The sequence below is a fragment of the Micromonospora sp. DT228 genome (assembly GCF_049841595.1).
In the GTDB taxonomy this organism is placed as follows: domain Bacteria; phylum Actinomycetota; class Actinomycetes; order Mycobacteriales; family Micromonosporaceae; genus Micromonospora.
Genome location: NZ_JBNCKO010000007.1, coordinates 283,548 through 296,193, shown reverse-complemented (window position 1 = coordinate 296,193; position 12,646 = coordinate 283,548). Strand labels below are relative to the sequence as shown.

At 74.6% G+C, this 12,646-nt stretch carries 9 protein-coding genes; 7 read left to right on the top strand and 2 right to left on the bottom strand.

Going from position 1 to position 12,646, the window contains the following annotated elements; translation table 11 throughout:
* The first annotated feature begins 29 nt into the window (after positions 1-29).
* From ACLQ29_RS17170 to ACLQ29_RS17160, 3 genes are all read left to right on the top strand, one after another.
* On the top strand, positions 30-542 hold the full coding sequence (locus ACLQ29_RS17170) for a hypothetical protein (RefSeq protein WP_425772530.1): 513 nt from the start codon (positions 30-32) through the stop codon (positions 540-542).
* Between the two features lie 65 nt (positions 543-607).
* On the top strand, positions 608-3,280 hold the full coding sequence (locus tag ACLQ29_RS17165) for a LuxR C-terminal-related transcriptional regulator (RefSeq protein WP_425772529.1): 2,673 nt from the start codon (positions 608-610) through the stop codon (positions 3,278-3,280).
* The gene (locus tag ACLQ29_RS17160; protein WP_425772528.1) at positions 3,277-6,033 is read left to right on the top strand and encodes an AAA family ATPase; all 2,757 of its coding nucleotides are present in this window, start codon (positions 3,277-3,279) and stop codon (positions 6,031-6,033) included. Before ACLQ29_RS17165 ends, ACLQ29_RS17160 begins: the two co-directional genes overlap by 4 nt.
* Here ACLQ29_RS17160 and ACLQ29_RS17155 read toward each other — a convergent pair.
* Both ACLQ29_RS17155 and ACLQ29_RS17150 read right to left on the bottom strand, forming a co-directional pair.
* A complete protein-coding gene (locus ACLQ29_RS17155) occupies positions 6,018-8,483 on the bottom strand; it encodes a hypothetical protein (RefSeq protein ID WP_425772527.1) in 2,466 nt (821 codons plus the stop codon). The genes ACLQ29_RS17160 and ACLQ29_RS17155 overlap by 16 nt on opposite strands.
* A 138-nt stretch (positions 8,484-8,621) precedes the next feature.
* Positions 8,622-10,118, bottom strand: a complete 1,497-nt coding sequence (locus ACLQ29_RS17150; protein WP_425772526.1) for a hypothetical protein — start codon at positions 10,116-10,118, stop codon at positions 8,622-8,624.
* A gap of 122 nt (positions 10,119-10,240) precedes the next feature.
* Here ACLQ29_RS17150 and ACLQ29_RS17145 point away from each other — a divergent pair, with 122 nt between their 5' ends.
* The 4 genes from ACLQ29_RS17145 (at position 10,241) to ACLQ29_RS17130 (ending at position 12,601) form a co-directional block, all read left to right on the top strand.
* Positions 10,241-10,528, top strand: a complete 288-nt coding sequence (locus tag ACLQ29_RS17145) for a hypothetical protein (RefSeq protein ID WP_425772525.1) — start codon at positions 10,241-10,243, stop codon at positions 10,526-10,528.
* Positions 10,525-10,866, top strand: coding sequence for a hypothetical protein (locus ACLQ29_RS17140; protein ID WP_393368355.1), 342 nt, complete (start codon positions 10,525-10,527; stop codon positions 10,864-10,866). Before ACLQ29_RS17145 ends, ACLQ29_RS17140 begins: the two co-directional genes overlap by 4 nt.
* A gap of 38 nt (positions 10,867-10,904) precedes the next feature.
* Complete coding sequence (locus ACLQ29_RS17135) at positions 10,905-11,855, top strand: hypothetical protein (protein WP_425772524.1); 951 nt, start codon at positions 10,905-10,907, stop codon at positions 11,853-11,855.
* A gap of 188 nt (positions 11,856-12,043) precedes the next feature.
* On the top strand, positions 12,044-12,601 hold the full coding sequence (locus tag ACLQ29_RS17130) for a sigma-70 family RNA polymerase sigma factor (protein WP_357522731.1): 558 nt from the start codon (positions 12,044-12,046) through the stop codon (positions 12,599-12,601).
* The last annotated feature ends 45 nt before the right edge of the window (positions 12,602-12,646 follow it).

Here is a 12,646-nt window from a genome sequence, read left to right as displayed (position 1 = left end):
CACCGTCGGGCGTGGATGGAGGCGAGCACGTGGCACGGGTCGGGAACGAAGAGCGGCGCTACCGGATGGTCTGGGCCGCGGGGGAACGCAGCGTCAGCGCCGACGACCCGGCGGCGCTGCTCGCCGAACTGATCCCGGGATACCAGGCCGTGCCGGAGGGGAGGCGCCGGGCGGTCCGCACGGAGCACGCCGAGCTGTCCCTGCGCAGGATCCAGCGGCGGGTGCTCGACGCCTACGACTCCTTCGACTGCGATTCGGAGGAGATGCAGGTCCTGCTCAACGACCGCGCCAACCGCAGGGTCCCGCAGCGGTGGTCGGCCCCGGTGCCGCTGGTGCTGATCGACGCGCACTTCGCCGAGGCTGGCGCGGATCGCCCCCGCGAGGCGGGCGGGCGGATCATCTGGCTGGAGACCGAGGACGAGGAGTCCTATGTACGTTCGCTGGCCGTGGCCGGTGAGATCTTCCTGGTGATCCGGCAGGACGCCGTCGGTGCGGCAGCGGGTGGGCGTGGCCGCCCCGGCGTCGGGGCGCGGGTCGGATGACGGCGCCGGAGGTGCCGCGACCACGCACCGTGCGGCCGGGAGCCATCCCGAGACGGCGGGCGATCGTGGGTCGTGCGGCGCAGTTGGACGCCCTCGACGCGGCCTGTGCGGCTGCCGCGATCGGTGGCCGGTTCGCACTGGTGCGGGGTCGGGCGGGCAGCGGCCGGACGTCGCTGCTGGACGCGGCCGCGGGTGCCTGGCGTACGGCCGGGGTGGTGGTGCTCCGGGTGGCACCTGCCGCACCGGGCGACACCGCCGCCGGCTTCGCGGCGCTGCTGAACGCCGTTCGGGACCAGTACGAGCTGCTGGCCGACCCGCCCCTCGCCGGCCCGCTGAGCGCGCTCGGTGCGCTCTGCGACAAGCCCGCCGGCGAGCATGCCGGACGTGGCATCGCGTTGGCCCAGCAGGCCGCCGCCGCGTTCGCCCTGATCGGCCGGCGGGGGCCGACGGTGCTGATCGCCGACGACGCCGGTCCCGCGCTGGCCCCGGCGCTGGCCGCCGCCGTCCGCGCCGGTTGCCTCGTCGTGGCCGCCGGAGCGCCCGGCGACGGCCGACTCGGCACGCTCGCCGACGTCGTGGTGGACCTGCCGCCGTTGAGCGCCGAGGCCGTTCGCGGAATGCTCGCCCGCCGCTACGCCGTGCCGCTCGACGACGCGGTGCCCTCAGCCCTGTCCACCGCGCTCGGGCCGCTGGCCGGTCACCCCGGCACGGTGCTGGAGGTCGCACACGAGTTGACCCGGGCCGGGCGGCTCGCGGTCGTCCGGGGGCACCTGTGCCTGCTGGACCCGCACGCCCCGATCGCGCTGCCGACGGACCACAGCCTGCTTGCCACGCTGCGGGCGCGCGGCCCGGTCGCCGTCCGGCTGGCCACCATGGCCGCCGTCACCCGGTTCGGCGTCGACGACCTGCCGCTGTTCGCCGACGCCACCCGCGGGCGGCTGTCCGACTACGGCTGGATTATCGACGAACTGATCGACGACGGACTGCTCGTCGCCGGACCGCGGGGCGGGATCGTTCCGCAGAGCCCGGCGCTCACCGCCCGCCTGATCGCCGATGCCGGCCCGGACGCGGTGGCCCGCCTGCACCGCGCCTGTGCCGCGGCGATGTTCCGCCGAGCCGCGTCCGGCCGGCCGGCGGACGGGGCGGCCCTGGCCGACCAGGTCACCTCGGCGGGCGTCGCCCTGCCGTTCGACAGGCGTACGGCGGTGACCCTCGCCGCCACGGCCGACGAGAACACCGACCGTGCGCCGGACCGGGCGGCGCACTGGCTGCGCGCCGCGCTCTGGCACGCCGGCGACGGGCGGGCCGGGGACGACATCCTCGCCCGGCTGCTGCGGCTACTGGTGCGCACCGGCCAGGTCGCCCGCCTCGGCGAGGTGGTGGACACGGCCATCCAGCGAGGCCAGGGCGCGTCGTCCCGGCACGCCGCGGACCTCGCGGCCGCCGCCGCACTTGTCGCCGTGCACACCGGAGTGCCGGTGCCCGCCGCCATCCGGGCCGCGCTGGAGGGAGCACCTGCGGCCCGGGCGATTGTGGACTTCGCCGACCGGTGGCTCACCGGCGCACCGCCCGCGCAGCCGCAGCCGCAGCCGGAGGTGGAGCTGGAGCCGTCGGCCGCCTTCGTCGGCACCGGAGCGCTGCTGCACCCGGCGGAGCTTGCCGTCCTGGCCGGCGCCGTCGGTGCCGGCTGTGCGGATGCGGGTCCGGCGACCGAGGAGTTGCTGCTGGCCGGCGAGACGGGGGACGTCGCCGCACTCCTGGGGCTGGTCCTGGGACCGCACCGCTACGACGTGCCGAAGGACGGGCTCCTGTCCGCGTACCACCGGCTGCACACCTGCCAGGCCGGCGGCGACCTCTCCGGCCTGCTCTCGGCCGCCCGCGAGCTCGACCTGACCGGCACCGAGGCGCCCCTGCCGCGCTGTCTCGCCCGGCTCTGGGCGGCCGAGGCGCTCGGCCTGCTGGGTCGAGCCACGGAGGCGCCCTCCTGGCTGCGCTCGGTCCCGGAGGAACCCCCGTACGCGGCACTTCGGTGGTGGGCCGCGAACGGGCCGGCCGGGGAAGCCCAGACGGCGCAGGAGGCGGCCCGGCGGTTGGGTGACGGGCGGCGGGCGTACGAGAGCCACCGGCGCCACGGCAGCCGCATCGGCGTCGAGCACCTCCTGGTACGCGCGGCGGGTCTCGCGGCACGGTTCGGTCTCGGCGAGCAGATGGCCTGGTTGACGGCGGTGGTCGACGCCGACGCGACCGAGCCTCGGCGTCGGCTCAGCAGGCAGACGACACTGCTGGTCCAGGCGCTGTGCCGGGGTGACGCGAACGCCGCCGCACGCGGTGTCGATCTCGTCCGTGCCGGTGGGAACCGCCTCGCCCTCGCGTACGCGTGTCTGGCGCTCGGCCGGGTCGCCGAGGACCCTCGGCCGTGGCTCGTCGAGGCACAGGCGGTGGCGAAGACGATGACCTCTGGTTGGCTGCGGTCCGCCGTCGCCGCCGCGATGCGGGAGCGCGACGTCCGCCAGCCCCGCACCCGTACGCCCCGGACGGGGTTCAGCCCGGTGGAGACGCACATCATCGAGTTGATCGGTCACGGACGGACCAACCGGCAGATCGCGGCGCAGGTGCGGATCAGCGAGAAGACCGTCGAGAACCACCTGACCCGACTCTTCGCGCGTACCGGCTGCCGCTCGCGTGTCGAACTGGCCGCGGTGAGCCTCACCACGGACATCCTCGGTCCGGCGTCGTGAGCGTCGCGGCGAACCTCCCGGTCGACCTCGACGGGCCCACCCTGACCGTGCTCACCGGTCCGGCCGGCATCGGTCGCACCCATGCCCTTCGCACGCTGCGCAATGCCGCCACGCGGGCCGGCAGACCCGTTCTCGACCTGCGGTTGGCGCCGGGGTGTCGGCACGACGCGGGATATCTCGCCGGGCGGATCCTCGCCGCGCTCATCCCGACCCCCACCCGGTTGGCCGCCGGTCGTGGTCACGCCCTCACCGGCGAGCCGCCAGCGCACGCACTCTCCCGCGTCCTGCGGCGACACCCCGGCCTGGTGCTCCTCGTCGACGATGCCCAGTGGGCTGACGCGGAGTCCGTCGAGGCCCTGCGCGACGTGTTGCACGAGGAGTACCCGGTGCCCGTACGGTGCGTCGCCGCCCTGCGTTCCGACGCCGTCGGTGCGGATTCGGACCAGTCGGCCGCCTTCGACCACCTGCGCCAGAGTGGGCTCGTGCGGATCGAACGGCTGCGGCCGCTGTCCCGTGCCGACGTCGACGTGCTCGCCCGCCAGGCGTTGCAGGCAACGCCACACGACTCCCTCTCGACGCAGCTACACCGACTCGGCTGTGGTGTGCCCGCCGCGGTGCTGGCCGTCGTCGAGGGTTACCGCGCCGCGGCGGCCCTGCGGATCGTCGAGCGCCGCGCCTACCTGACCGATGCGGCAAGCACACCCCGGATCCCCGCCGAGCACGACCTCACCCGGCCGGTACGGCAGCTGGGCCCGGCCACCCACACGGTCGCCCGCGCCCTGGCAGTGCTCGAACCGTTGGGCGGGGCCGTCCCCGGGCTGATCGGGCAGGCGCTCGACACCACACCGGAGCAGGTACACCGGCACCTGGATGCCCTGTGCGCGGAGGGTTTCGTGCGGGAGTATCGGCGCGGCTGGCGGATCCGGGTGCCCGCGTTGGCACTGGCCCTGCGCGCGGGTCTCGGCCCCTACGAACGACGCCGGCTCGCGCAGGTGGCGGTCGAGGCGCTCTGGTCGGGCACCGCCCGGTGCGCGGATCCGGCGTACCTGCCGGATCAGGCCGCCGCCGCCGGTGGCCTGGTCCACGCCGAGCGGGCGGCGGCGCTGCTGCGCCAGCACGCGGACGACGCGGCCGTACGCGCGCCCGCCGCGGCGGCACGCTGGTGGGCCGGCGCGGCCGACCTCAGCGGCGATCCCGCGGACCGCGCCGAGGCCCTGCTGGCCCGAGCCGTCGCCGAAGTCGGCATCGGCGGGTACGCCGTCGCCCAGGCGCAGATGCGCCACCTGCTCGGCGAGTACGCCGACACCCTGCCCGACGCCGCCCGGCAGGAGGCCGAACTGCTCGCCCTCGCCAGCGCGCGGGGCGCGCGTGCGGCGCCTGACGTGCAGGCCATCGCGGCCGGCGAACCCTGGCTGCCCGACGGTCCGCTGCCGACCCGGACGACCCGGGCCGCGGCGCTCTGTTTCCTGGACCGCTGGGCCGAGGCCGTGAGTCTGCTGCCGTCCGACCCGACCCGCTCCGACAGCGAACTGCTGATCGGCACGCCGATCACCGCCGGCCGCGCCCCGGTGGCCGACGCTTCGGCTGGCGATCTCCCGGTGGCCGATGCTCTGGCCGGTGACGGCTCGGCCGGCGGCGTCCCGGTGGCCGACGCTTTGGCTGGCGATCTCCCGGTGGCCGGGGCTCCGGCCGGTGACGGCTCGGGCCTCGGCGGGTCGGTTCGGGGCGCTGCCCGCCGACGTTTCGCGGACACCGTCGCGCGGGTCAGCCTGGCGGCGGTCGTCGGTGCGCTGGACCAAGCGGATCGTGAGCTGACGGCGGCCGGTCTGACGGTGGACGATCTGCCGCCGCCCGAGCGGTGCCTGGTGCACTGGCGCGCGGGCCGGTGGGACGCCGCGAACGACGCCGCGCTGCTCGGTATCGCAGCCGATCTCCCCGTGACGCGCCCGGTGGCACACAGCACCGTGCATCGGGCGGCGGCCGAGATACTGCTCGCCCGTGGTTGGCCGGTGCGGGCCCGAGCAATGCTCGACGTCGCCCGCGCCGACGACGCCCCGTTGCCGTACCTGCTGGCGCCCGTGGCGGCCGAGGCGGAGTGGATCCTCGGCGACGCGCCGGCCGCCGAACGCGTCGTCGGCGACGCCCTGGCCGCCGCCACCCGGCACGGGCTGGTCGTCGGCCTGGACGAACTCTGGCTGGTGGCCGCGGAACTCGCCACCGAACGCGGCGACGGCGAAGCGGCCCGCACCGCCGCCGCATCCGCCGTGACGGCGGCGGACCAGACCACCGCCATCGGCGCGCTGCGGATCGCCACCGCCCAACTGATCGTTCGACCGGACCGGATGCGGGCCGGGGACCTGGTGGCGCTGGCCCGGGTCGTCGGTCAGCCCCACGAGGTGGCCAGGGCGATCGAGCGGGTGGTCCGCTGGACCGGTCGGAGCGTCGAGCTGCTGGGTGAGGCATACGAGATCCTCGGCGACCTGGGCGCGATCCTGCACCGGTCCCGGGTTCGGCAGGCAATGCGGGACCATGGCATCACGGTGCCGGGACGGGCGCAGACCCTTGCCGAGGGCGAACGGTTGCTCGCCGCACTGGTCGCGGAGGGACTGTCGAACCGACAGTTGGCCGCCGCCACGCAGAACAGCGCGAAGAGCATCGAGGGCCGGCTCACCCGACTGTTCAACCGCACCGGTTACCGGTCCCGGGTGGAGTTGGCCACGGCCGTGCTGCTCGGTGACTACCGCATCGGTTGAGGCCGCCACACGTCTGGTGCGGGCCGATGCCCGAGGAGGTTCGGCAGGTCCAGGTCGACTCCTCTCGCCCGCTGCCGCCAGCGCCCGCCGTCGGTGTGCAGCACCTGCTCCACCCGGGTGTCGTCGTAGGAGCCCGGCGGCAACAGCAGCGTCACACCGTCGGCCACCAACTCGGGCAGGCGCGACCGAATCGAGGGATGGGCGGCCAACGCGGCGGCGCTGGCCCGCGCGTCGATCGCCCGGCCCGCCGCCACCCGAAGACGTACCAACAGATATCCGTCGCGCACCGACGGTCGACCCTGGTGCAGTGGCAGGAAGTCGTCAGTCGGCTCGTCCCCGGGGGCCGGGATCAGCGCCCAGACGCCAGCCCTCCGCCCACCTGCGGGCCAGCGCACCACGTCGTCCGGGAGACCGTCCGTGCCGTGTCGCGCACCGGTGCAGCGCAGCACGACGTCATGTCCGGGTAGTTCGGTCTCCTCCTGTGGCCGCCCGGCGTCGTCGATGTCGTAGCCCGCCTGTAGCCGCGCCTGGTCGAGCCAGCCCGCCGGCAGCAGGAACCTGCCCGCCGCCCCGGCGACGCGGTGACCCGCCGGTAGGTCACCGACCCGGTCCAGGTCCACCAGGCCGCCGGCCTCGACCCGCAGGCACAGCAGATGCTGGTACGGGTGGGCACGGGCGACCCGCTCGCCGTCGAGGTCGCCGACGAGGAACAGGTCGGCCGACGGCACACCCTCGACCGCGACCCGCCGCGGCGACCACGGGCTGGCCAGCCAGACCCACACGGGGTCGGCGTTCACCTCGGGGCGGTCCGGCAACCACCGCAGACCGTGTGCTCGGCTGCCGGGTGCGGGGACGGTCAGTGCGGGGCGCGGGCTCGGTGCCGGCAACACCCGCTCGGGCGGCGGCACGGCTGCCGCCGGTGCGGCGGGCGACCGCTCGGCTGCCGGTTCGCCGGGCGACCGCTCGGCTGTCGCCGGCTCGGCGGGCGAGGGCCCCGGCGCAGGTGTCGACGGCTCATCCGCGCCCCGCCGACGCGGGATCAGCCAACCATCGTCGTTGCGCCACCGACCGGTCTCGGCCCGCAGATCCGCACCGGCGGCCCGCAACCAGCGCGCCGGGCGTCGCTGTTCGTCAACGGCCCGGGCCAGGCCGTCGCGGACCACGACGACGGCGCCGGGGGCCAGCGACCAGATCTCGACGCCGAGGTCCGACTCCAGAACGCTCAGGTGCTCCCGCAGGCCCTCGGTCCCCTCGTCGGCCACCGGGGTCAGCAGTTGGAGGTCGGCACCCTGCCATCCGGCGTTCGTCAACAGCGCCCGCAGCTCGACCGCGCTCACCGCGAGGTGGCTGTCATCTGCGTAGCGCAGAGCGAGACGCCCTCCGTCGAGAATTGTCAGATCGACGAGCGTCATGCCCGGCTCGGCCGACAGGTCGGCGTACCGTTCGAGGAACGTGACCTCCGACGGCCGAACCGAGCTGATCAGCGCCACCCCGCCGGCGGCGCTGACCGTGGGCCCGCCACCGGGCACGAGCCGTCCGTCACGATCGGTCTCGAAGCGAGGGGCGCCCGGTGCGTGTGGGGGGCGGTATTCCCGCCAGCGGGTGACCGCGCCGGAGCGGTCCCGGGCGGCCAGGTCCAGGCAGCCGCGCAACAGCACCGCCTCGCCGCCGACCTCCGGGGCCCACACCGTCGCGCCGGTCGCCTCGGCCAGGGCCGTCACCTCGGCGTCGAGGCGCGCGCACTGTGCGGGATCGTCCGGCCAGCGCATCCACAGGCGCAGGTCACCGCCGTACAGGAACGTCGCGGAGAGGGCCGCGGCCACGTCCTGCCCGGAGTAACGGCCCGGTCTCTCCCCGGCGGCGTCCGGCCGGTACGTCGAGAGTCGGAACTGGCCGGCGCGAGTCGCGAGGGCCACCGTCACCAGGTCCGGATGACCGACGCCGAGCCGGGCGGCAGCGGCCCGGCGTACGACGAAGTCCTCGCGGTTGGCGAACTCCAGGCCGCCCGCCAGCGGCAGTGCCGCCAGCCCGCTCCTCGGCAGCACCAGGCCGCCGGCCAGGTCGAACCATCCGGGCCGGGTGGTCTGGAGTGCGGTGGGCTGCACCAGGACCCAGTCGACCACCGCCCCGCTGACCCGGTCGACCGGGACCGCCTCGGCCGGGCCGGCGAGGCCCGGGCCGGTCCGGCGCCGCACGGTCGCTCCGGCGGGCGCGACCAGGACGTCGCAGCTCAGCGCGGTGGCGACCTGCCCGAACAGGGCCGCGTCGCGGGCACCGTCGTCGACGAGGACGCGAAGGTCCCGCCCCGCGACTCCGAGCGCCCGCGCGCATTCGGCAATCTCGTCCGCGGTCAGTGCCGTGCTGTCATCCGCTGGCCGGGCCAACCCGCCGTCCTCGGTGCGGACAAGCACCAGGTCGCACAGGCCGTCGACGGGTAGCGGCACATCCACTGGGGAAAGCTGCTCCGGGCCTGCCCCGAGCGTGCGCTGTCGGCTGGGTCGCAACGTAGTCCTCGCTCTGTGTCCCGTCTCGGGCCGGCACCGGCCGTGAGGCGTCCATTCTGGGCGTACGCCCGGCGCTGGGCCAGCTCACCGTCCGGTCTGGGCCGCGACCGGTGGACCCAGCCGCAACGACCACCGTGCCGTAGGTCCCGCGCCGACGACAATCGGTACGGTTCGTTGGGGGCTGTGCGACAGCGCGCGGAAGGGAGCCCACCGCGCCCCGGCATCGGGGCCTGCGCACACCACCACCCGTACCCTTGTCGACGATTCCTCGGCCGCCAACTCGGCAACGGTGTCGACCCGGCGGCAACCCTCGGGTGCCGCGTCGCCGAGCACGTCACCGACCACCACCAGGTCCGTGTCGGCGTCGAACTGGTCCAGCAGGGTCAGCGTGTGCCGGCGGCAGGCGGCCAGGTCACCGCCGAGGGTGAGTACGTCGGGGGCCACCGCGAGGTCGATCCACAGTCGATGCCCGTCCCGGTCGCCCAGCACGAGAGGCGCACTCGACGGTGGAGGTCGCTGCCCGTCGGTCAGCCACCCGTAGGGGGATCCCCAGCGAGCCGGGCGTGCGCCGACCAGCCGCACGGTCGCCCGGTCCGGGCCGCAGGTCAGATCCGTGACCAGGGTGGCGAACGGGTTGGGACGGGACAGCGGAAGAAGGCCGGCCGCCCGGACGTCGTGCACCGCCCGAGCCGGGGTGCGATCTGCGGCGCGCGGCGACGGGACCGTCACCGGCGGCTGGGCGGGTGGCGCGGTGGTGAGCGCCGCGGGCGGTTGGGTGGGCGGCTCGGTCGCGACCCACTCGGGTGGTTGGGCGGGCGGCGTGGTGGTGAGCGCCGCGGGCGGCCGTGTGGGCGGCTCGGTCGCGACCGGGGGTGGCAGCACGAGGGCTGGTTTCGCGGGCGCCGGGGGAGGTGGTGGCTCCGCCGGCGGCGCGGTCACCGGTGCGGGCCGTGGATCCGGGGGGGTCGTCGTCGGGACGGGGCGGACCGGGCTGCTGGCCGGTGCGGCGCCGCCACGGGCGGGTCGATGCCGTGCACGGAGGGCCACGTGTGCCCAGAGCAGCAGGAGCACGGCGAGCGCGATCAGCGCCACCCGCAGCCCGGTCGGGGACCACAGGGCCGACAGCTGCGGCAGGGTGACGGTGGACGGTGCCGGCGGGTCGGCGGATGCGGTGGACGCGGTCGACGGCCGGGACGGTGACACCGCTGTCGGTGCTGGCGTCGGCGCCGGAAGCGCGCCGGTCTGGACGCCGGGGCCCGTCGCGTCCCGGGGCAGGACGAGGATCCAGCCGGGCTGCAGGCTTGTCGCGTCGGTCAGCCGACGGCCGTCGGGTTGGCGTCGCCCCTCGTTGAGCGCGAAGATCTCCGGGGACCGATTGCCGTTGCCCAGTGTCTTCGCCGCGATCGCGAAGAGATATTCCCGTTGGCCGTCGACCGGAGGTCCGACGACGTAGTACTTGCCGGTCTCGCCCGGAGCGCGCAGCGTCGAGGTGGGTGCGGCGACGGCCGCCGGGGCGACCACCTGGGTGCTGACGCCCAGCATGAGCAGGCAGAGGCCGAGCACCGCGAGCCATCGTCTCATCGTGGCATCGTCCTTCGCCGGGGTCGTCGGGTGCTGCCGCGATCCAAGGATCGTCGGAGGAATGGTGAACCAGGGCGTGCCACCCATCGTTCTCAGGATGTTCTCCCGAGATCGGAGGCGTTATGAGGGGAATTACACCGTATCCGCAGGGCCAGGGCAATATCGCCGAGGCATGCCGCGATGCCGCGGCCGGCATCAGTACGCAACTCGACCGGCTACGCGCCCACCTGGCGAGCCTCGACCCGGCACGCCTGCGGATGTCCGCCTCCCGTCGCGACGCCCTGCTGACCGGGTACGACATCTACGCCCGGATGCTCGACGACGCGCTCCACGACATCGCCGGTGACCTGCAGACGGAGGCCGACCTCCGGCCGGCCGATCTGGCACTCGCCGCCGGTGGGTCCCGATGAGCGGCGCCGAGTGGGCACCGGTCCCCGACGGCGCGGGCGACCCGGCCGACCCGGGGCCGGCCATCAACGCGCTGGCCACCGATGTCGCCAGGCGGCTCGCCACGCTGCGCGAGCAGTTGGAGCCGACGCGGGCGCGGTGGGCCGACAGCCACGACTACCTCGATCCGGCGGAGGAGTGGGCCATCGCGACGGACGGTCTGCTCGGCCCGACCGGCGTGTTGGGCATCATCAGCGACGCGGTGCGGATCACCCTGCCGGACCTTGTCGGCACCAGGTGGTCCGAGCGTACGTCCGGCCTTTCCGCCGGACACGGCGGATCGGCAGCGGGTGGCGACTGATGGCCGCTGCCGCCGCCCCCCGCGGAAAGTGACCTCCCATGGTCACGTCCACCTGCGTCGACGCCACGATGCGGACAAGTGTCTGCATGCTCGTGCTCGGTCTGCTGTCCGAGGTGGAGAGACGCGACGTCGCCAGTCACCTGGACCACTGCGCGAGCTGCCAGGCCGAGCGGGAGGACATCGACCACACCGTCGACACTCTCGGCCTGCTCAGCGCCGCACACGTACGACGCTTGATCGCCGATTTCGGGGCGGGTCCGGCCGAGTCGGACCGTACCCCTCCTGGTGATCATCTTTTCGGCGCACCCGGCGCCGCGCCGGCGCGGGACCGGCCCGCCCGCGCCGAGGCTCCGGTCGTGATCGTGCGCGAGACCCGCGCGGTGCCCCGTCTCGGCCTCCCCGACGACGTCCGTCCGGTGATCCGGGCCCACCCGCCCGGTGTGGCCGACCGGTACCGCGCCGGACCCGGCGAGGGTTTCCTGCCCCCACGCCCCGCGACCGGCCCGTTGTCCCGTGGCCCGCACTCGCACCGCCGCCCCAGGTCACGCGGTCGGCGCCTCGGTGGCGTGGTGGGCCTGACCGGCCTGCTCGCCGTCGCGCTCAGCACGACACTGCTCATCGAGCCCTGGAACGCGACTGACTCGCCCGGCCCGGTCGTGGCGGTGGCGACCACCGACGACGGCGTCAGCGGCGTGGAGTTCTCCGCGGTCCTCTACGACGACGACGGTCAGGTGAACCTGCGGGTCTCCACCGACGGTCTGGCGCCGGACACGTCGTACCAGCTGTGGGCACTCACCACGGCGGGCGAGGAGTTGCTGCTCGGTCGGCTGAACGGCAACCCGGGCCGCGGCGGCTACACCGGTGACGTCGCGGTGTCGGTGGACGACCTGAGTCAGCTCAGCGTCCGTCAGGTCGACGGCGGGGTTCTGGTGACGGCCGACGTGGTCAAGGGATCGCCGCGACCGGACGGGGGACCGGATCCGACGTGAGTCGAGCCGACGCGCGACCCGTCCAATCGCGACCGCACCGGGCCGCACCGCCCGTTTCGATGTTTCGGCAGGTCAGCGTACCCAATGGGGTTCCGACGTCGAGCCGGCCCGCGAGGGTCTGCCAAGATTCCTCGGGAAAACCCCCACGAACACTGAACGCGGGTACCGATGCACTCGTTATCGCTGCCATGAACCAGGCCGCGGGGAACATGCTCTCGGGTGCGTCGTCGCCGGAGCCGACCTACGACGACGCGCTGCGGCTCGCCTATGAGACACATGGGCCGATTCTGCTCAACTACCTGCTGCGTCTGACGATGGGCAATCGTGGCCTTGCCGAGGACATCGTCCAGGAGACGCTGGTGCGTGCCTGGCACCATCCGGAGGCGCGGACGACCGACGGTCAGTGGAGCCGGGGCTGGCTGTTCACCGTGGCCCGACGCATCGCCATCGACCACCTGAGGGCGGCCCGGGGCAGGCCGTCCGAGCAGCTCGACGAGCGCATCGAGGAGCGGCACGCCGCCGTGGACGACATCGACCGCCTGCTCAACGGCCGCGAGGTGCGTGACGCCGTGGCCAGGTTGCCCGAGCGGCTGCGCAGCGCGCTGATCGAGATCTACTTTCAGGAACACACGGTCGCCGAGGCCGCGCGCAACCTCTCGATCCCCGAGGGGACGGTCAAGTCACGGACCTTCTACGCGCTGCGGGCGCTGCGCGAGGATCTCGCCGGGCGAGGGTTCAGCATCTGAGTGGCTCACCGGCAAGAGTTCCGAAGTTGCCCCGCCCAACCGTGA

Coding starts and splice junctions, on each gene's coding strand:
- ACLQ29_RS17150 (WP_425772526.1), bottom strand. CDS start 10,118: ATGAGACGATGGCTCGCGGTGCTCGGCCTCTGCCTGCTCATGCTGGGC.
- ACLQ29_RS17145 (WP_425772525.1), top strand. CDS start 10,241: ATGAGGGGAATTACACCGTATCCGCAGGGCCAGGGCAATATCGCCGAG.
- ACLQ29_RS17140 (WP_393368355.1), top strand. CDS start 10,525: ATGAGCGGCGCCGAGTGGGCACCGGTCCCCGACGGCGCGGGCGACCCG.
- ACLQ29_RS17135 (WP_425772524.1), top strand. CDS start 10,905: ATGGTCACGTCCACCTGCGTCGACGCCACGATGCGGACAAGTGTCTGC.
- ACLQ29_RS17130 (WP_357522731.1), top strand. CDS start 12,044: ATGAACCAGGCCGCGGGGAACATGCTCTCGGGTGCGTCGTCGCCGGAG.